Raw genomic sequence first — 18936 nt, 5'->3', positions numbered from 1 at the left:
AGATGCGGCAGTTTACCTGATGCATCGGCCCCTGCCCACGCGTTGGTCTTTTTTGGCCGATACGCCGTCAGTTGCGCCGCTCGACGATATACCGGGCCAGCTCCCGCAACGGCTCGGCGGCCGCGTCAAACGGTCGCAGCGCCTGCAAGGCCTGATCGCGCAGTTCCAGAGCGTAGGCCTTGGCGGCGTCGAGGCCGAGCAGGGCCGGGTAGGTCGGCTTGTCGCGGGCAATGTCGGCGCCCTGGCGTTTGCCGAGGGTGGCGGTATCGCTTTCCACGTCGAGGATGTCGTCCTGCACCTGAAAGGCCAGACCGATGGCCTGTGCATAAGTCTGCAGGGCCTGTAGCTGATCGGGTTGGGCGTGGCCGCTGGCCAGGGCGCCGAGCCTGACGCTGACTTCAATAAGCGCGCCGGTCTTGTGCCGGTGCATTTGTTCGAGAGCTGTTTGATCGAGCTTGACACCGACCGAGCCGAGGTCGATGGCCTGGCCACCGACCATGCCGGCCGGGCCGGCTGCATGGGCCAGCGCCGTGACCATCTGCAGACGGATTTCGCTGCTGCAATCGCTCAGACGCGGGTCGAGCAGCGCGCTGAAGGCCAGGCTCTGCAAGCCGTCACCGGCGAGGATCGCGCAGGCTTCGTCGAATTTCTTGTGGGTCGTCGGCTGGCCGCGACGCAGATCGTCGTCGTCCATCGCTGGCAAATCGTCATGCACCAGCGAATAGGCGTGGATCAATTCGACCGCACACGCAGCGCCACTGGCCTGTTCAGCCTGGCCACCGAGGGCTTCGCACGCGGCGTACGCCAGCAATGGGCGCACGCGTTTGCCGCCGTTCATCACGCTGTAGCGCATCGCTTCGTAGAGCCGCGCCAGTTCCGGCAGCGGCGCGTTGAACAGCGTCTCCAGCGCCGCGTTGACCCGGGCCTGACTGCTCGCCGAATACGCCGCGATCATTCTGGCTCATCCGCGTCGAAGGGTTCCTCGGCGAGCTCGCCATCGCGCTCCAGCAGCACCTGCACTTTCTGCTCGGCCTGGGCCAGCGCCGCCTGGCAGTCACGGGTCAGACCGATGCCCTGCTCGAAAGCGGTCAGCGAGTCTTCCAGCGACAATTCACCGTTCTCCAGACGCTCGACCAGTGTTTGCAGGTCGGCGAGGGATTGTTCGAAATCCAGTGCAGCTTTTTTGCGGGCCATGGCGGCAATTTCCGGTAGACGTTAAACCGGCGCGACACTAGCAGATAGGGGGGGTATGGGCAAATGAGACGCCCCACCCAAAGCCGCGCACATGACCCCGTGGCGAGGGGATTTATCCCCGCTGGGTTGCGTAGCAACCCTAAAACCAGACAACCGATACTCTCAGGAAAATCGAAGTCGCCGGTTTTACGACTGCTGCGCAGCCGAGCTGGGATAAATCCCCTTGTCACAAAGTTAATGAGAAGTTTCGGGGCTGAGGCTTATTCGGCTCATTTTATGAGCCGAATAACTTCGCTATTCGGCTCACACCCTCTCGAAAGCGCGATTCCTACAGCAATCACACATGTATCCGATTGTTAAAAAACTGCCGAATCGCTAATCTTCGCCGCTTCTACGGCCCCGACAGTTGCGGGGCACTCAGACGAAACGCAGTTCACCGCTGTGAAGTACCGAGGATCGGGTGCGAGGTTTCGTTCAAGGCATGGCAGGAGGCGTCACATGCGTTCACATCTTTTGCTGCTGATCGGCCTCGCCTGCGCGCCTGCGCTGTGGGCGGCGCCGACTGCGCAGTTGTTTGAGCCGGTCGGCGGCTGGCGTTATCACGGTTTGCTCGATCGTTCGGAAAATCCGCAGGTCGCCTACCCGACGCCGCCGATCGATCGCGGCATCCAGCGCAATCGCACGATGATCCAGGGCCAGCTCAAGGCTCTGGGGCACATGCGCCCGCCGCACAGCCTCGCCGTCAACGGCAATCCATTGAATCTGTACACCGATGATCAGGGGCGCTTCGCCCGGCCTTACGCGTTCGGCGCCGGCTCCAACAGCGTTGAAGTGATCAGTGCCGAAGGCCAGTCGCTCAAGCGCGTGCAATTTTATGAAGCAAATAATCTGCGCACGCCGGCGAAGATTCGTCTTGTCTTGGGATGGGACGACCCGAAAGCCGAACTGGATCTGCATATTGTCACCCCCGACGGTCAGCATGCGTTCTGGGCGCGGCCGGCGCTGAGCAATGGCGGCGGCCTCGACCCGGATGGCGTCGACGGCCCCGGCCCGGAAATGTTTACCATGACCGCGCCGCTGCACGGCACGTATCTGGTCTACGTCAACTATTGGGGCAACTACGGCGATGGTGGCTATAACTTCGAGGAGACCAGCAATCAGAACGAGGTGATCACCTCGCAGATCACCCTGGTGCTCAACGAAAACACCGTCGACGAAAAACGCGAAACCTTCATCGTGCCCCTGCGGGCGATCGGTGATCTGTTGCTGGTCAAGACTTTCAACTATTAAGCATCCCGCCACGGATGAACTCGGATGTTGTGAACATGAGCGATAACACTGTGACTCCAACTGCCGCGACACCGGCGGCCAAACCTTCGCGGCGCTGGCCGCTGGTCGTGCTCGGCCTGTGCCTGGTGGCCGGTGTGGCGGGCGGTTTCGGCTGGCTGCTGCTCAAGCCCAAAGCGCCGCCGGCGACACTTGCCAGTGACAAGCTCGGCCTCGGCCGTCCGGACGCCTTGCTCGAAACCCGCTCGCTGAGTCAGTTGCCCAAGGACCTGCTGACGGTGCCGTTCCTCAAGGCCACGCTCACCGAGGATTTCGTTTTCTATTACGAAACCCACGCCGACCGACTTGGCCTGATCGGCAGCCTGCGCCGGATCATCTACGAGCATGACCTGAAGTTGCAGGACAGCCTGATCGAACAGCTTTTTGATCAACCGGCCGATGTTGCGCTGTGGCGTGGTGCGGATGGTCGCTTGAAGGATTTCCTGCTGGTGATGGATCGCGGCGGGTTGGCCAAGCTGCTCGAGCCATTGGCGAAAGTGGCGCTGGATGACACCCAGCTCAGCGTCTTCGGCAATCTCAAGGTCGGCAGCGACGAAGTGCCGCTGTATCAACTCAGCTACAACGCCAGCAAATCGCTGCTGTTCGCGTCGCGCGGTGACAAGCTGGTGGTGCTGTCCAATCCAGCCAAGTACTACGACCCGGAGAGCGGCGTCTCGGAAGAATCCGGCCGCGTCTCAGCGCAAGCGCTGGCGGCGTTGCTCAACGGTGAAAAACTCTTTCCGGAAGCGTTCGGCCTGCCAGCGAAGAGCCCGGAAACCAAACAGCGCCTGTCGGTCAATTCCAGCGTGCTCGCCATGGGCTATCAGCGCTTCATCCCGAGTTTCGCCGGCCTGCGTTTCGACATGGACGACAAGGGCTGGCACAGCTATCTGGCCATGGATGAACTGGAAAAACAGCCGGACTTCGATTTCAAACCGGTCTGGCAGGCGATGCCGCTGGGGGCGAGCGCTTGCGTGACCCTGCCGGTGGCGGCCGAGCCGCAGAAACCGATATTGATGAAACTCGGTGCCGATGAAGCTGTTGCGCAAACGCTGACCGAACACGTCGCTGGCGCGGCCGGTCTGTGCTGGTACGCCGATTCGCGGCTGTACACGCCGTTGCTGGTTGCCAGTCTCAAAGACGAAGACAGCAGCAAGCTCGACGCTGATCTGGGCAAGTTGTTCGGTTCGATGGTCGGCGCGTTCGAAGCCAACGTCGCCGAAAACGTATTCCCAGTGATCGACAAGCAGGAAGGCCAAAGCCACGTCTGGCAGCGTCAGGTCAGTTCCAGTTTCGGCCCGTACGCGGCGAAGACCGCCGAGAACCCCGAGGCGATTTCCGGCAAGGCGTTCATCAAAGTCAGCCTTGCCCGTCACGGCTCGACGCTGCTGTTTTCCCTTGACGACAAACTCGTCGACAAAGCCCTCGGCACCCTCGACAAGCGCTTCCCGCCGATGGCCGACGTGCTGCCTAAAGACGTGCTGATGCCGATCTACTTCGGCCCGGACGCGATGGCGCAACTGATGCAGCGCGAAACCCTCGACAGCCTGCCGCAGGACATGGAGCCAGTGTTCTACAACGCTGCGCAAACCTACCTGATGCCGAAACTGCGCGCCCTCGGCGGCTACGGCAAATATGCCCTGACCCTGCCCGAAGGCAGCGAGCCCGACGGCCACTGGCAATGGTTGCCGCTGGAATGGAAGGCGCTGTGAACACACTGATCCGCAGCCTCGGCCTGCTCGCGTTGCTGCTGAGCGCAGGCGCCCGTGCCGTTGAAGCGCCAGCGCTCGACCCGGCGCAATCCCAAGTGTTTCGCGCCTGGTTTGTGCGTATTGCTCAAGAGCAATTGAGCCAGGGCCCGAGCCCGCGCTGGTATCAGCAGGACTGCGCGGGGCTGGTGCGCTTTGCCGCCAACGAAGCGCTGAAAGTCCATGACGACAAATGGCTGCGCAGCAATGGTCTGTCCAATCGTTATCTGCCGCCGGAACTGGCGCTGAGCGACGCACAACGCAAACTCGCGCAACAGTGGCAGCAGGGCGGCGGCAAGGCCGGGCCGTACGTCAACGCGATCAAACTGATTCAATTCAACAGCCATCTGGTCGGCCGCGATGTGTCGCAGGCGCGGCCCGGTGACCTGATGTTTTTCGATCAGGGCGACGACCAGCACCTGATGATCTGGATGGGCCGCTACATCGCCTATCACACCGGCACCACCACCCCCACTGACAACGGCATGCGTTCGGCAAGCCTGCAGCAACTCATGACATGGAAGGACACCCGATGGATACCCGACGCAGCCAACCCCAACTTCATCGGCGTCTATCGACTGAACTTTCTCTCCCAATGACCGGTGCCCGCATGTTGCGTATCTGTTCGCGAATTTCCTTGCTGTTGGCGTTGTTGCTACCGTTTACCTGCGTCAACGCCGAAGACTCGGTGGAACCGAGCAATTACACGCCGGTGGCCGGTGAGAGTTTCTTCCTGCTCGCCGACAGCAGTTTTGCCAGCGACGAGCCGGCGATGGTCCGCCTCGAAGCCCCGGGTCGTGACTACCGGCGTTTCCGCATGGAGCCGTACGGCGGCGCCGACATCCGCGTGTATCGCATCGACAAGCCGCTGGACTTTCTCAAGCGCCAGAAGAACCTGCACCGCGTCGTCAGTGACGGCCAGTTCAAGGGTGAAGGTTTGTCCAACACCCTCGCGTATCTGTGGGACAACTGGTATCGCAAATCCCGCCGGGTGATGCAGCGTGCGTTCTCTTACGAGTCGCGCAAGCAGGTCACCGAAGAAGTGCCGGAGCTGAAAATGGGCGAGGCCATGGCCGCGCCGACGCCGTACGACGCGCAGCCACAATTTGCCTTGATTCCGGGTTTGCCGGTGGTCAGCCAGTTTCGCTATCCGCTGTGGCAGGCCAAGCCGATCCAGCCACCGGCCGGGGTCAATCTGGCTGGGTCTTCAAGTGACTTTGTCAGCGTCGCACCGGGCAACGTGTACATCCCGTTGGGTAACCTGAAACCGGGGCTGTATCTGGTTGAAGCGCTGATCGGCAAGTACCGCGCGACCACCATGGTTTTCGTCTCCAACACCGTCGCGGTGAGCAAGATTGCCGGTGATGAGCTGCTGGTCTGGGCCGCACGCAAACATGAAGGCAGCTCGGTGCCAAAGGTCAATGTGCTGTGGACCGATGGCCTAGGCGTGATGAGCAGCGGAGCTACCGATGCCGACGGTCTGCTGCGTCTGAAACACGTCAGCCCGGAGCGCTCGTTTGTCATCGGCGAGGACGAAGAAGGCGGCGTATTCGTCTCGGAAAACTTCTACTACGACAGTGAAATATACGACACCAAACTCTATGCCTTCACCGACCGGCCGCTGTATCGCCCGGGCGATTGGGTGTCGCTGAAAATCGTCGGTCGCGAGTTCAAGAATGCCCGTGATTCGGTGCTGCCGGGCGCGGCGGATGTCGGTGTCAGCGTGCTTGATGCCACGGGGACCGAACTGCAAACCCTCGATCTGAAGCTTGATTCGAAAGCAGGAACCCAGGGCCGTTTCCAGTTACCGGATAACGCCGTGGCCGGTGGTTACGAAATCCGCTTCAACTACAAAGATCAGGCCTACAGCAGTGCTTTCCGTGTGGCTGAGTACATAAAGCCGCACTTCGAAATCTCGCTGAATCTGGCCAGGCAGGATTACCGCACCGGTGAGCCGGTGAAAGGCAGTCTGGTGTTGCTCTACCCGGACGGCAAACCGGTGGCCAACGCGAAATTGAGCCTGAGCCTGCGTGCCCAGCAACTGTCGATGGTCGACAACGAGCTGCAATACCTCGGGCAATTCCCGGTGGAGCTGACCAGCACCGAACTGACCACCGACAGCAAGGGCAACGCAACCCTCGACCTGCCAGCCGCCGACAAGCCAAGCCGCTACATGCTCACCGTATTCGCCAGCGACGGCGCGGCGTATCGGGTCAAGACCACCAAGGAAATCCTCATCGACCGTGGCGCGGCAAGTTTTCGCTTGAGCGCACCGCAGCGTTTCAGCGCGGTCGGCGACAAGGTTGCCTTCAGCTACGCCAACGAGGGTGGCACTGAACAAAGCAAAGCCGTGACGCCGAGCAGCTACGCCTGGGTGCGCCTGGAGGACCAGAGCACTGGCGAAGGCAAACTCGCCGCAACGGGTAAAGGCTTCAGCCTCGCCTTCGAACGCCCGGGTACCTACAACCTGACGCTGAAAGATCAACACGGTCGTGTTCTTGGTGCCACCGGCCATGCGGTCACCGGCGACGGTGTGAAAGCGGTGCCGGGTACCGTGGAAATCGTCCTCGACAGGCCTGAGTACAAGGCGGGCGAAGAAGCGCTGGCGCTGATCACCTTCCCCGAGCCGGTCAGCGATGCACTGCTGTCGCTGGAGCGCGACAAGGTAGAAGCGACCGCGCTGTTGGCCAAGGGCGGCGACTGGCTGAAGCTGGAAAAACTCAGCGACACCCAATACCGCGCGCGCATTGCGGTGAAGGATAACTTCGCGCCGAACCTGACCTTCTCCGTGCTCTACACCAAGGGCGGTCAGTACAGCTTCCAGAACGCCGGGATCAAAGTGGTCGCGCCCCAAATCGACGTGGCGATCAGCACCGATAAAGCTGTGTATCTGCCGGGCGACACGGTGACGGTCGACCTGACCACGCAGTTCGCCGGCAAAGCCGTTCCGGCGCATCTGACGGTCAGCGTGGTCGATGAAATGGTCTACGCGCTGCAACCGGAAGTCGCGCCGACCATCGACCAGTTCTTCTATCACCCACGGCGCAACAACGTGCGTACCAGTGCCAGCCTGTCGTTTATTAGTTACGACGTGGCGTTGCCGGGCAGCCCCGGCGCACCCGGTAAAGCCAATCGCAGCGAACGCGGCGTGAAAGTGCTCGAGCGTCCGCGCCGTGAAGATGTCGACACCGCTGCGTGGCAGCCGGAATTGTTGACCGGCGCCGACGGCAAAACCCGTTTCACCTTCAAAATGCCGGACTCGCTGACCCGCTGGCGCATCACCGCGCGGGCGATTGCCGATGACGGTCAGGTCGGGCAGAAGAAGCAGTTTGTCCGTTCGGAAAAACCGCTGTACCTGAAGTGGAGCGGGCCGAGCAAATTCCGCAAGGGCGATCAGCCGCAACTGGGGGTGTTTGCGTTCAGCCAGGCGGAGAAACCGGTCAAGGCTGAACTGGTGACTCACTATGCCGGTACCGAACAACGTCTGCCGGTGACCCTGAACAGCGGCATCAATTACCTGCCACTGCCGGCGTTCGCTTTGGCCTCTGGCGGGTGGACGGCGGAGCTGGTGCAGGACGGCAAAGTGGCCGATGCCCTGGCTGTGCGCTTGAGTGCCACCGGCGACGGCTGGCAGGTCACTCAGACGCAAAGCCTCGACGTGGCCAGCGGCGATACGCCGTTGAGTTTGCCGGCGGATGCCACGGATGTTCGCCTGCGCCTGGATGACAGTCCGCAAGCGCTGTTCCGTTCCGCCCTCGACGATCTGCTCAGCTACCCGTACGGCGGCGTCGAGCAGACCGCCAGTCGCTTGTTGCCATTGAGCATCGCTTATCCATCGCTGGCCTCGAACCCGCAGACTCGCGATCGCTTGCGTCTGATCATGCAGAACAGTCGTCTGCGCCTGGTGCAAATGGCCGGACCGTCGGCCAGCTTCACCTGGTGGGGCTACGACGGCGAGCCGGATGCATTTCTCACCGCCTATGCCTATTACGCCGACTGGAACGCCAGCCGCGTACTCGAGCTGAACCTGCCGCCTGAACACTGGCAGCGGGTACTCGAGGTGTACGCCAAGCAAGCGCCGAACACGCCGTTGCTGCAACGGGCGCTGATCCTGTCGTTCGCCAAACAGATGCAGTTGCCAGTGAACACGCTGCTCAGCGGTTTGATCGACGATTTGGTCAAGGCCGGTGAAGGCAGTGCCGAAACCTTGCTTGATGACGGCCAGGACAGTCTGGTGATGGGCGACCCGGTTTCGGCGCTCGGTCTGGCGGCGGCCCGGGTGCTTACTGCATCGTTGGCCACGCAGGCGAAAGTTGCTTTGCCGGAGGCGTTCAATCGGCAACTGGGCGCAGCGCAACAACGTCTGGCGACCAGTTCGCAGCCTTTTGTCGAAGCGCTGAACCTGTCGCTGCAACCGTTTGATCAGGCTCGCGCCACGGCATTGCTGCAACGCTTGCTGCCGCAGCAATCGACGCTGGAACGCGCACTGGCGCTAACCTGGCTGCAACGCAGCATCGCTCAGGCCTCGCCAACCATCGCGTTGATGCCGGGTGAGGGCTGGAAGAAAAACTACGGCGCCAGCGGCGAGATGTACTGGACATGGCAAGGCGCAACGCCGCTGCCGAATGTGCTGAGCGTGTCCGGCACGCAAGAGCGGCCGCTGCGTGCGGCGCTGAGCTTCCAGACTCAACAGCCGCAGGTCGATCCGATGGCCGTGACCATCACCCGGCGCCTGTCGCGTCTGGTGCCGGGCGACGAAGCGTTCACCTTCAAACTCGAGCCGGTCGGCACGAAGCCGCTGTCCAGCGACAGCCTGTACCTGGACGAGGTGATCCTCACCAGCAAGGCAGCGAAACCGCTGCGCTACGGCATGCTTGAAGTGCCGCTGCCACCGGGCGCGGATGTCGAGCGCACGACGTGGGGCATCAAGTTGCAGGGCAAGGACGGCACCGAACCGACCGCGCTGGAGAAGGCGCGTTTCGAACCGGGTCAGTTGGCATACGCGGTGCCGGTCGACGCGCTGAGTGGCGAGTTGCGCCTGCGTCATCTGGTGCGCTTCTCGCAGAAGGGCCAGTTCAATCTGCCACCGGTACGCTTCAAGCAAGTGTATGCACCGCAGCATCAGGCCCAGGAGGCGAAAGCCGCCCTCGGTCAGGTCACGGTCAACTGACATGCGCCGGCCGCTGTTGTGGCTGCTGATGTGTGTGATGCCTGCGCTGGCGACAGCGCAGGACGAGCCATTGCGCGTGGCCTATCAGGGCGAGTTGTTGTCGTTGAGTCAGACGCAACTGATCAAGCGCGAACCGTTGCCAGCGTCGCTGGATGCGCCGCTGGGCAGTCTGTGGAAGTTGTTCGTCTACGCGTGGCTGGTGGATACCGGTGCACAGGAACCGGCGTATGAATGTCGCGGGCAGTCCAAAGAAGAAGTTTATTGCTGCTCGGCGGGCGGCAAGATCGAGCGGGATCAGGCACTGGTGAAGTCCTGCGGTCTGTATTTCGAACCGGCGCGGTTGGGCATTGCAGCGACGGATTGGCGAGCGTATTGGCAGGCGCGGCAAGCGCCGACGTGGTTGCTGGATTTGCCAGCCGTGCAACCGGCAACAAGGGTTTCGGTTGCCGAGTTATTGGGCGTTCTGGCGTTGCTGCCAGCGCAGGAACAGATGCGCCGCGTGCTGCTCGATGTCGTGCTGAACGCGGCGGACGGCAATGTTGTCGGCGAGTTGGGCGGACGCCTGCGGGTGAAGACCTGGAGCTGGCTCGGCGACCAGGATGCACAATCGCGGCAAGGTGGATTCGCCGGCTGGAGCGCCGACGGCGCACCGATCTGGGCGGGTGGGCGCGGTACCAGTCAAATGGTTCTGCGTCACTACGGTCAGGCGCTGGCCAGCGTGTTGCCGACGGCGTGGCCAGCGGACACGGGGCGTTGTGTGGAAGTCGGGCTGTTTTCGAAATATCCGGTTTCGAAGGTTCTGGCCGGGGATCGTGTTGCCACGTCCGGGCCATTGCGCGGCGACTACCGCGTCGAATTCGCCAACGGCAACGCGCTGGACATCCACAGCGATGGCGAGCTTTTTCTGCTCAACGACAAACTCGTCGCAAGACTTGATCGGGAAGAATATGTCGCCCGCGTCCTTGAGCGCGAAGCCAAACCGCAACCCGTCGAAGCCGCCAAGGCGCTGGCCGTAGCGATCCGCACTTATCTGCTGCAAAACGCCACACGCAACGGCGATTGCCTGAACATCGACGACAGCAGCAATCGCCAGCGCGTCGCCCCGCGCCCGGCCTCGGCCGAGTCACGCAACATCGCGGCGTGGACGGCGGATCTGGTACTGGCCGGCAGCACCGTCACCTATCACTCCGACCAGCCCGGCCCGGACAAACTCGCCTGGCAGCAAGCCGTCGAGCAAGCGAACGCCGGGCAGCGCTACGACGCGATTCTGCTGCACGCCTATCCACGCGCCAGCCTCAGCCGCTGGGACAACCCTGTCGCCTCCTGCGAAGCATTGCCCGCCGCGCAAGACTGGCTGCAAAAGCAGCGACGCGGCTGGCGTCCGACGCTGGAAAGCGAAACCGGCTACAACGAAGTCAGCACTTTCGCCGTATGCAAACTCGCCTTCGGCCGGCCCTTCGTTGACCGCGAGCGTCAGCGCATTTATGTGCGCGGCGTGCTGACCCTGCAGGATCGCCTCGACCTGACCCACGAATATCTGCACCTGGCCTTCGAAGCACACCCCAACGGCCAGGATGAAACCTACATCGAAGGGCTCGCCCGTCACCTTTTGCTGGAATAGACCATGACACTCCGTTATCCACAGGTCTTGCTGCTGCTCTGTGCCCTCAACGTACTGCCGCAAGCGTTCGCCGCCGATGGCGTCAAACTCGACACCCCGGTCGGCGGCTGGCGCAGCGGCGCACCGCAAGGCGAGGGCGAGAGCTTTCGCCAGACCGTCAACTACCCGGCCTCGTCGGTCAACACACCGCTTGGCCAGGCCAATACCGCCAGAATCAGCGGCCAGATCAAAGCCGTGCCGAAGAACAACGAACCCGGCCGCCTGATCGTCAACGGCGTCAGCATGCCGCTGAAAATCGACCCCGCCGGCGGCTTCGATCGGCCGTTCTCCTTCCCCAGCGGCAGCAACAGCGTCGAAGTGCGCAGCGCCGACGGCCAGCAACGCCACCGTACGCAATTCCTCAACGCCCGCGGCGGCGCCACCCCGGCCAAACTGCGCGTCCTGCTGGCCTGGGACAGCGACGGCACCGACCTCGACCTGCACCTGATCACCCCCGATGGCGCCCACATCTGGTACGGCAACCGCGTCGCACCCAACGGCGCCGCCCTCGACGTCGACGTCACCACTGGCTACGGCCCGGAAATCGCCGCCATGCCCGCGCCGATCAAGGGGCAGTATCTGGTGTACGTGAATTATTACGGCGGCGGATATCGAGGAGATGACGAAGGAGGGGATGAAGCGGTGCAGGCGCTGACGACCGCGCAGGTGACGGTGATTACTGAAGAAGGCACACCGAGCGAGAAGATGGAAACGTTTGTAGTGCCGATGCGGACGGCGGGGGAGCTGACGTTGGTGAAGTCGTTCAGTTATCCGTGAATTCCCGGCTATTTTGGAAAAACGCCGCAAAGCGCGTTGCCCTGATAACCATGAACAATCGGCCCCAGCATCATGAACGGGCCGCAGGCGTAGAACGGCGACGGCACCGTTTGTTTTGAATAGAGCAAAACGGTTTCATCTCCAGATTCGTCGCTGCCAAAGGACTGCTCGGAGTACGACGTACACACGGGCAATTTCAGCGGAACAGGAATGATCAACGCCCAAACCGTGACGCCACACCATTCTCGGGTAGGCGCTGATTGCACGGTTCGGGTAATCGCTGGCGTGAGCGAACGAGCACTTAGAGCTTTGTACTCGTCAGTTCTGAGTGTGGTTTTCTCAGGCAACGCCACGATGGCACCGACGCAGCCTGAGAGATAAAAACTTATCGCAGCGATCAGGATGACCGGTCCAAGCAGCGTGAAACGAGGGGCGAATCGCATGTTTTAACTTCCTTGTGAAGCGCTTCGGAATTGTAGTGCCCAGCTTGTTCGATTCCTTCCAAGCGAGAGGCGTATCCTTTTTGCAGGCATTAAAAAGCCGGCTTGTGGCCGGCTTCTCGGGGACTGGCTTGGTTTATTTTTGGTAAACCGCGCCAGCCTTCAAAACGTACATCCGGATCTTGCGTCCGGCTGTGGGACTTGGTCAGACGTTGGTCTGCCGCGTCGGGCGTCATTCGAGCCGCTGGGCGGGTCGATGCGCGAATGTGGGGCGCAGGATACTGAGTTTTGCTCTGGATTCCCAGCCTCAAGTGCGGTTTAGAGCCACTGAAGCGGTACAAACTTGGGATTTCTACCGGTTGTCAGGGCCTCTTCGCGTGCAAGCCCGCTCCCACAGGTTCGAGTGAACTGTCATAGAAACGGCACCACCGGCCGGCGCTTGCCCAGTGTCGACCACCAGAACACCCAGCCAAGAATGTGAATCCGCTGCTCTTCGATCTGCGCCGGCCGGAAAACCTCGTCGGGGTATTCGGCGCTGTTGTGGCTGCGCATGCGCAGGCCGTTGCCGGGCATGCGGTGCAGGTATTTGATGCGCAGCATGCCGTCATGCTCTACGGCGTAGATTTCGCCGTCGACGACTTGGGTCAGGCCGCGGTCGATGGCGACGATAGAGCCGTCTTCGATGCGATCGGCCATGCTGTTGCCGATCATGTGCGCGCAGATGGCGTTGGCGTGCTGGATGTCGAGTTGATCGAGGTGGGCGCGGGGCAGGCGCAGGGATTGGTCGGGGTCGAGAATGACGTGGGTTTTGCCATCACCATTGGCGATCGGGGTTTCCTTGAAGAAGGCCAGATCGATGTCGCTGGGATTGATGACGGTGTAGACGCCGCAGATCGACTGGGCGTCGAACGTGTCGCCATTACTGGCGGGTGGGTGCAGGCGCGGGACCTCCTTGACGCCTTCACCGGTTTTCAGCCATTCACTATTGACCGACAACAGGCGTGAGACTTCTTCCATGCGATACGCCGGGACGCCCCGGGTGTACCAGTTATGAACGTTTTGGGCTTCCGTGCCCCAGAACCTTGCGAAATCCGTGGTGCTGATGTTCGCTGCTTCCAGGAGTGCCTTGAATCGTGGACCGCTAGTGTTCTTTCTCATAAACACGGAGTCTACGGCCGGACCAGAGCGGTTTGAATAAACCGGGCGTTCAAAAAAAGCCTGTATTTTGCGACGGGATGTAAGACGTGCTTGTGGGAAATTAAACAGATTAAAACTGCATGTAGGGATTTAAACGGTTTGTTTAGTCGGGCTTTTTCAAGAGGCCCTCACCCCAACCCTCTCCCGGAGGGAGAGGGGGCCGACCAGGGTGTATTTCGAGTGACATCGACCTGAACAACCGAGTCGATTATGCAGACGCCAATAACAAAAAACCCCGGAAGTCCGGGGTTTTTTTCAAGCGTCACGCAAAGCGCAATGGCTTAGCCCTTGTAGGCGGCAACCGACTTGGTGATCGCTTCGCGGGCAGCGTCTGCACCGGCCCAGCCTTCGATCTTGACCCACTTGCCCTTCTCGAGATCCTTGTAGTTCGCGAAGAAGTGCTCGATCTGCTGGATCAGCAGGGGTGGCAGGTCGGTATATTCCTTCACATCGACGTACAGCTGCGACAGCTTGTCGTGTGGCACTGCGATGACTTTGGCATCGCCGCCGCCGTCGTCGGTCATGTTCAGGATGCCGACCGGACGGGCGCGGATTACCGAGCCTGGCGCGACCGGGTAGGGGGTCACGACCAGCACGTCGAGGGGATCACCGTCGTCAGCCAGGGTGTTCGGGATGTAACCGTAGTTGGCCGGGTAGAACATTGGGGTGGCCATGAAACGGTCAACGAACAGGCAATCGCTGTCTTTGTCGATTTCGTATTTGATCGGCGCGTGGTTGGCCGGGATCTCGATCGCGACGTAGATGTCGTTCGGCAGGTCTTTGCCAGCCGGAATCTTGCTGTAGCTCATTGGGCGTTGCCCCCGTAGTTGACCAAAAACACTTGGCCGGATTGACCAAAAAGTGGCGGCGATTATAGGCACATTCCTACGTCGACGCCACGTACCAGAAGTCGTGCAGAGCTTAGTCGTGCGCCTGATAGACCGGGTCTGTGGCTTGAAGTTGCCGCAGTCTGCCCAATGGATCCTGCCGGTAGAAAAGCTGCAGTTGCAAGTAGACCTGTGGATAAGCCTCATGCAGCAGATCCGGGGCGCTGAAGAAGTATTCGCTGGTGACGGCGAAGAACTCGGCCGGGTTCTCGGCGGCGTAGGGATCAATGGCGGTTTCAGCGTCGGGATCGTGATCGAGCTGGCGGTTGAGGTCGTCGTAGGCGGCCTGCATCACCGTGGCCCAGTCGCTGACGCGCATGTCGGCATGCAGCGGCGGCAGGCCGTTGGCGTCGCCGTTGAGCATGTCGAGCTTGTGCGCCAGTTCGTGGATCACCAGGTTGTAGCCTTCCCAGCCACCGCTGGCCTGTACGCCAGGCCAGGCGAGAATCACCGGCCCCTGCTGCCAGGCCTCACCGCTGTGTTCGCCATCCCACTCATGTTCGACGCCGCTGGCATCGCGATGGCGTTGCGGGCTGAGGAAGTCATCGGGGTATAGAACGATCTCGTGGAAGCCCTGATACCAGTTCAGATCGCCGAGATGCAGCAACGGCAACTGCGCCTGGGCGGCGAGCAGCAGGCGCTGTTCCTGATGCAGTTCGACGCCGGGCAGGGCGGTCAGGTGTTTGTCGTCGAGAAACAGCACACAGGCTTCGCGCAGCCACTGGTCTTCAGCCGCGCTGATGCCGTCGAGGAAGGAGAGTTGGTGGCGCACCCGTTGCCACAGGTCGTCGGCAATCGGGTGGCTGGCCAGGATGCGCCGGCGACGCCAGGCGCTCAGAGACCACATCGGATCAGTGCGATTGCACTTTGGTGCCGCCGAAACGGCTGCGCACCACGCCGATGATCATCGGCACCAGCGACAGCAGGATGATTGCCACCACCAGCAGCGAGAGGTTTTTCTTGATGAACGGCACGTTGCCGAAGAAATAACCCAGGGTGACCAGACCGCCAACCCAGAGGATGGTGCCGAGCACGCTGAAGCCGAAGAAACGCGGGTACGGCATCCGCGCCACACCGGCAACGAACGGCGCGAAGGTGCGGATGATCGGCAGGAAGCGCGCCATGGTCACGGTCTTGCCGCCGTGCTTGTCATAGAAGTCGTGGGTTTTTTGCAGGTAATCGCGACGGAAGATTTTCGAGTTCGGGTTGCTGAACAGCTTCTCCCCGGCCGTGCGTCCGATCACGTAATTGGTGCTGTCGCCCATGATCGCCGCCAGCATCAGCAGGCCACCGAGCAGCACTGGATCCATGCCGCCGCCGGCCGCCACCGCGCCCGCGATGAACAGCAGCGAGTCGCCCGGCAGGAACGGCATCACCACCAGACCGGTTTCACAGAAGATCACCAGAAACAGGATGGCGTAAATCCATGGCCCATAGTTGTTCACCAGCAAATCGAGGTACACGTCGAGATGCAGGATAAGGTCGAGCGGGTTGAAATCCATGGGGGCACCTGTATGACGGCCCGACTCGGCAGGCCTGTGCGGATGACTTCGTGTAAGCCTACAGCGGGGTGTAGTTTTTCTTACAAGCCGGAAAGATCGGGATTATACGGTCTGACCGCTGAAAAGCGCGCCGGTTTTGTAGCGGGGAGTGTCGCGAAGTGAGCAATTGTCAGGGAAGGGGCGGCCGTGGCGAGGGAGCGAACTCCCTCATCACCGAAGCCGTTGGAGTCAGAGCTCGTCGCTGATCGGCAGTACGTAGTTCTTGAACTCGGTGTCTTCCTTGAAGCCGATCGATTCGTAGGTTTTCTGCGCCACTTCGTTGTTCGCGCTGGTCGAGACGCGCATGCGCACGGCCTGGGTTTCCTTGGCCATTTTCTTCGCAGTGCGGATCAGGTTGTCGGCGACCAATTGCCGGCGCGCGTCTTCAGCAACGTAGATATCGTTGAGAATCCACACGCGTTTGAGCGACAGCGACGAAAAGCTCGGATATAGCTGGCAGAAGCCCATGAGTTTCTTGTTGTCATCGTCGGCCAGGGCCAGATAGATCACCGACTCTTTGCGGCGCAGGCGTTTTTCGAGGAACGCGCGGGAGGAATCCGGGTAAGGCAGGGAGCCGTAGAACTCGCGATATTTGACGAACAAAGGAGTCAGCAAATCCAGATGTTCGAGGGTCGCTTGAATAATCCGCATGATAGGTCTCGTCTTCAAGTGGCTGTCTTCAACTGCTCTGACGGCGATGGGAAACCCGGGCGGCCGTGCGTCGATCCTGCCTGAAAGCAGCGCAGAAAGGCAATGCGGAAACGGTTCAGGCTGGGGGTGGATCGAGCAGGAAGTTGCCTTTCATGTCGACAGCGTCGTCGGCCTCCAATGTGTGCAACTGAGCTTCATCCTTCAGATTGACCCCCGACAGCTGCCGCCGACAGGCCTCGCGCATCAGATACAGCAAGCGATGCGCCGCCATGCCATAGCTCAAGCCTTCAAGCCGAACATTGGAAATGCAGTTGCGATACGCGTCGGTGAGGCCGACCTTCGGCGCATAGGTGAAATACAGCCCGAGGCTGTCCGGCGAACTCAGGCCCGGACGCTCGCCGATCAGCATCACCACCATTTTCGCCCCGAGCAACTGGCCGATCTCGTCACCGATGGCGACGCGACCCTGCTCGACCAGCACCACCGGCGCCACGGACCAGCCGTCGCCGCTCATCTGTTCTTCCAGGCGCGTCAGGAATGGCAGGGTGTGGCGGTGCACCGCCAGTGCCGACAGACCATCGGCGACGATCATCACTAGGTCGACCCCGCCTGGGTGGGCGCTGGCGTAGTCGCGCAAGGTCTGCGCCGACTCATCGCTGAGCTTGCGCCCCAGGTCCGGGCGTTGCAGATAGGTGTGTCGGTCCGGCGCGGCGCTTTGCAGCGCCAGGGTTTTCCGCCCGCGCTCGCTCAGTTGTGCGCTGATTTCGCTGTGATCGAAGGCCAGGTGCACGGCATCGCGGGCCTGGGCGTGGGCAAACTGAAAATCCAGCTGCGCCCGCGTCGGCAGACTGGTGCCGGTGCGGCCCAGGGCAATGCGTGCCGGCGTCAGGCGGCGCAGTTCCAGCCAGGGGTTTTGCGGATCGACCGGTGGTTTTTCCCTAAGACTCATCCCAAATGCGCCAAGGCCTGGCGGAACGCCGGCGGCAGGTTGTTGCCGAAGCGAACCTTGCCGTCCGCCTGGGTGAAGATGCCCATGTTGGCCAGCCATTGCTCGAACTCCGGCGCCGGTTTCAGGCCCAGGGTCTGGCGGGCGTACAAGGCATCGTGAAACGAAGTGGTCTGGTAATTGAGCATGATGTCGTCCGAGCCGGGGATGCCCATGATGAAGTTGATGCCGGCAACGCCGAGCAACGTCAGCAGGGTGTCCATATCGTCCTGATCGGCTTCGGCGTGGTTGGTGTAGCAGATGTCGCAACCCATCGGCACGCCGAGCAACTTGCCGCAGAAATGATCTTCAAGGCCGGCGCGGATGATCTGCTTACCGTTGTAGAGATACTCCGGGCCGATAAATCCTACGACGGTGTTCACCAGGAACGGCTTGAAATGTCGCGCTACGGCGTAGGCCCTTGTCTCGCAGGTCTGTTGATCGACGCCGTGGTGGGCGTTGGCCGACAGCGCGCTGCCCTGACCGGTTTCGAAATACATCAGGTTCTGCCCGAGGGTGCCTCGCTTGAGACTGAGGCCGGCGTCGTAGCCTTCCTGCAATACATTCAGGTTGATGCCGAAACTGGCATTGGCTGCCTCAGTGCCGGCAATCGACTGAAACACCAGATCCAGCGGCACGCCACGGTTGATCGCCTCGATCGAGGTGGTGACGTGGGTCAGCACGCAGGCCTGGGTCGGGATGTCGTAGCGCTGGATGATCGCGTCGAGCATTTCCAGCATTGCGCAGATCGAAGCGATGCTGTCGGTGGCCGGGTTGACCCCGATCATTGCATCGCCGTTGCCGTAGAGCAGGCCGTCGAGAATACTCGCGGCAATGCCGGACGGCTCGTCAGTCGGATGGTTGGGTTGCAGGCGGGTCGACAGGCGCCCGCGTAAACCGAGGGTGCCGCGAAATTGGGTGACCACGCGGATTTTCTGCGCGACCAGCACCAGGTCCTGCACGCGCATGATCTTCGACACGGCGGCGACCATTTCCGGGGTCAGGCCGGGGGCGAGGGCGCGCAGGCTGGTTTCGTCCGCCGCATCACTGAGCAGCCAGTCGCGAAAGCCGCCAACGGTGAGGTGGCTGACCACGGCGAAGGCTTGTTTGTCGTGGGTGTCGATGATCAGCCGGGTGACTTCATCGGCTTCGTAGGGAATCAGCGCTTCTTGCAGGAAGTGGGTGAGCGGGATGTCCGCCAGGGCCATTTGCGCGGCCACCCGTTCGCCGTCGTTGAGCGCGGCAATCTCGGCAAGAAAGTCCCCAGAGCGGGCGGGGCTGGCCTTGGCCATGACGTCTTTGAGGCTGTCGAAGCGGTAAGTCTGCGCGCCGACCGTGTGAGCAAAACTGGCCATTCAGC

At 61.4% G+C, this 18936-nt stretch carries 16 protein-coding genes; 6 read left to right on the top strand and 10 right to left on the bottom strand.

Going from position 1 to position 18936, the window contains the following annotated elements; genetic code table 11:
- Positions 1-67 precede the first annotated feature (67 nt).
- Both ispA and ACZ0AZ_RS05510 read right to left on the bottom strand, forming a co-directional pair.
- The gene (gene ispA, locus ACZ0AZ_RS05515) at positions 68-955 is read right to left on the bottom strand and encodes a (2E,6E)-farnesyl diphosphate synthase (RefSeq protein WP_039761874.1); all 888 of its coding nucleotides are present in this window, start codon (positions 953-955) and stop codon (positions 68-70) included.
- Complete coding sequence (locus ACZ0AZ_RS05510; RefSeq protein ID WP_016772991.1) at positions 952-1194, bottom strand: exodeoxyribonuclease VII small subunit; 243 nt, start codon at positions 1192-1194, stop codon at positions 952-954. Before ACZ0AZ_RS05510 ends, ispA begins: the two co-directional genes overlap by 4 nt.
- Positions 1195-1692: 498 nt before the next feature.
- Here ACZ0AZ_RS05510 and ACZ0AZ_RS05505 point away from each other — a divergent pair, with 498 nt between their 5' ends.
- The 6 genes from ACZ0AZ_RS05505 to ACZ0AZ_RS05480 are packed head-to-tail and all read left to right on the top strand — an operon-like array spanning position 1693 to position 11875.
- Positions 1693-2484: a YfaP family protein gene (locus tag ACZ0AZ_RS05505; RefSeq protein WP_463537056.1), complete on the top strand. Its 792-nt coding sequence runs from the start codon at positions 1693-1695 to the stop codon at positions 2482-2484.
- A gap of 35 nt (positions 2485-2519) precedes the next feature.
- Complete coding sequence (locus ACZ0AZ_RS05500; protein WP_463537055.1) at positions 2520-4232, top strand: DUF2138 domain-containing protein; 1713 nt, start codon at positions 2520-2522, stop codon at positions 4230-4232.
- Positions 4217-4867, top strand: a complete 651-nt coding sequence (locus tag ACZ0AZ_RS05495; protein WP_039761868.1) for a DUF1175 domain-containing protein — start codon at positions 4217-4219, stop codon at positions 4865-4867. The genes ACZ0AZ_RS05500 and ACZ0AZ_RS05495 overlap by 16 nt, the downstream gene beginning before the upstream one ends.
- On the top strand, positions 4864-9438 hold the full coding sequence (locus ACZ0AZ_RS05490) for an alpha-2-macroglobulin family protein (protein ID WP_463537054.1): 4575 nt from the start codon (positions 4864-4866) through the stop codon (positions 9436-9438). Before ACZ0AZ_RS05495 ends, ACZ0AZ_RS05490 begins: the two co-directional genes overlap by 4 nt.
- Position 9439: 1 nt before the next feature.
- Positions 9440-11059 carry a DUF2300 domain-containing protein gene (locus tag ACZ0AZ_RS05485; protein ID WP_463537053.1) on the top strand — a complete coding sequence of 540 codons (1620 nt, stop codon included), beginning with the start codon at positions 9440-9442 and terminating at the stop codon, positions 11057-11059.
- Between the two features lie 3 nt (positions 11060-11062).
- Positions 11063-11875 (top strand): YfaP family protein, encoded by an 813-nt coding sequence (locus ACZ0AZ_RS05480; RefSeq protein ID WP_463537052.1) that lies wholly within the window; start codon positions 11063-11065, stop codon positions 11873-11875.
- An 8-nt stretch (positions 11876-11883) separates the two neighbouring features.
- Here the strand turns inward: ACZ0AZ_RS05480 and ACZ0AZ_RS05475 are convergent, their stop codons facing one another.
- From ACZ0AZ_RS05475 to ACZ0AZ_RS05440, 8 genes are all read right to left on the bottom strand, one after another.
- Positions 11884-12318 (bottom strand): hypothetical protein, encoded by a 435-nt coding sequence (locus ACZ0AZ_RS05475; protein WP_240783228.1) that lies wholly within the window; start codon positions 12316-12318, stop codon positions 11884-11886.
- 408 nt (positions 12319-12726) lie between these two features.
- Entirely contained in the window at positions 12727-13473 is a 747-nt protein-coding gene (locus ACZ0AZ_RS05470) for a S24 family peptidase (protein ID WP_039761860.1), read from the bottom strand.
- A gap of 320 nt (positions 13474-13793) precedes the next feature.
- Positions 13794-14321, bottom strand: a complete 528-nt coding sequence (gene ppa, locus ACZ0AZ_RS05465) for an inorganic diphosphatase (protein WP_003205933.1) — start codon at positions 14319-14321, stop codon at positions 13794-13796.
- A 112-nt stretch (positions 14322-14433) separates the two neighbouring features.
- Positions 14434-15246, bottom strand: coding sequence for a M90 family metallopeptidase (locus ACZ0AZ_RS05460; protein WP_039761857.1), 813 nt, complete (start codon positions 15244-15246; stop codon positions 14434-14436).
- 4 nt (positions 15247-15250) lie between these two features.
- The gene (locus tag ACZ0AZ_RS05455; protein WP_016773001.1) at positions 15251-15901 is read right to left on the bottom strand and encodes a DedA family protein; all 651 of its coding nucleotides are present in this window, start codon (positions 15899-15901) and stop codon (positions 15251-15253) included.
- A gap of 228 nt (positions 15902-16129) precedes the next feature.
- A complete protein-coding gene (locus tag ACZ0AZ_RS05450) occupies positions 16130-16591 on the bottom strand; it encodes a GNAT family N-acetyltransferase (protein ID WP_463537051.1) in 462 nt (153 codons plus the stop codon).
- Between the two features lie 115 nt (positions 16592-16706).
- On the bottom strand, positions 16707-17540 hold the full coding sequence (gene eutC / locus ACZ0AZ_RS05445; RefSeq protein ID WP_463570941.1) for an ethanolamine ammonia-lyase subunit EutC: 834 nt from the start codon (positions 17538-17540) through the stop codon (positions 16707-16709).
- The gene (locus ACZ0AZ_RS05440; RefSeq protein ID WP_039761855.1) at positions 17537-18931 is read right to left on the bottom strand and encodes an ethanolamine ammonia-lyase subunit EutB; all 1395 of its coding nucleotides are present in this window, start codon (positions 18929-18931) and stop codon (positions 17537-17539) included. The genes eutC and ACZ0AZ_RS05440 overlap by 4 nt, the downstream gene beginning before the upstream one ends.
- Positions 18932-18936 lie beyond the last annotated feature (5 nt).

The organism is Pseudomonas sp. AC239, from assembly GCF_979258545.1.
The sequence above is the reverse complement of the archived record's forward strand: the minus strand, read 5'-3'. Positions and strand labels throughout refer to the sequence as shown.

Excerpts from the sequence above, each read along its gene's own strand:
- ispA (WP_039761874.1), bottom strand. The coding sequence starts at position 955 with ATGATCGCGGCGTATTCGGCGAGCAGTCAGGCCCGGGTCAACGCGGCG.
- ACZ0AZ_RS05510 (WP_016772991.1), bottom strand. The coding sequence starts at position 1,194 with ATGGCCCGCAAAAAAGCTGCACTGGATTTCGAACAATCCCTCGCCGAC.
- ACZ0AZ_RS05505 (WP_463537056.1), top strand. The coding sequence starts at position 1,693 with ATGCGTTCACATCTTTTGCTGCTGATCGGCCTCGCCTGCGCGCCTGCG.
- ACZ0AZ_RS05500 (WP_463537055.1), top strand. The coding sequence starts at position 2,520 with ATGAGCGATAACACTGTGACTCCAACTGCCGCGACACCGGCGGCCAAA.
- ACZ0AZ_RS05495 (WP_039761868.1), top strand. The coding sequence starts at position 4,217 with ATGGAAGGCGCTGTGAACACACTGATCCGCAGCCTCGGCCTGCTCGCG.
- ACZ0AZ_RS05490 (WP_463537054.1), top strand. The coding sequence starts at position 4,864 with ATGACCGGTGCCCGCATGTTGCGTATCTGTTCGCGAATTTCCTTGCTG.
- ACZ0AZ_RS05485 (WP_463537053.1), top strand. The coding sequence starts at position 9,440 with ATGCGCCGGCCGCTGTTGTGGCTGCTGATGTGTGTGATGCCTGCGCTG.
- ACZ0AZ_RS05480 (WP_463537052.1), top strand. The coding sequence starts at position 11,063 with ATGACACTCCGTTATCCACAGGTCTTGCTGCTGCTCTGTGCCCTCAAC.
- ACZ0AZ_RS05475 (WP_240783228.1), bottom strand. The coding sequence starts at position 12,318 with ATGCGATTCGCCCCTCGTTTCACGCTGCTTGGACCGGTCATCCTGATC.
- ACZ0AZ_RS05470 (WP_039761860.1), bottom strand. The coding sequence starts at position 13,473 with ATGAGAAAGAACACTAGCGGTCCACGATTCAAGGCACTCCTGGAAGCA.
- ppa (WP_003205933.1), bottom strand. The coding sequence starts at position 14,321 with ATGAGCTACAGCAAGATTCCGGCTGGCAAAGACCTGCCGAACGACATC.
- ACZ0AZ_RS05460 (WP_039761857.1), bottom strand. The coding sequence starts at position 15,246 with ATGTGGTCTCTGAGCGCCTGGCGTCGCCGGCGCATCCTGGCCAGCCAC.
- ACZ0AZ_RS05455 (WP_016773001.1), bottom strand. The coding sequence starts at position 15,901 with ATGGATTTCAACCCGCTCGACCTTATCCTGCATCTCGACGTGTACCTC.
- ACZ0AZ_RS05450 (WP_463537051.1), bottom strand. The coding sequence starts at position 16,591 with ATGCGGATTATTCAAGCGACCCTCGAACATCTGGATTTGCTGACTCCT.
- eutC (WP_463570941.1), bottom strand. The coding sequence starts at position 17,540 with ATGAGTCTTAGGGAAAAACCACCGGTCGATCCGCAAAACCCCTGGCTG.
- ACZ0AZ_RS05440 (WP_039761855.1), bottom strand. The coding sequence starts at position 18,931 with ATGGCCAGTTTTGCTCACACGGTCGGCGCGCAGACTTACCGCTTCGAC.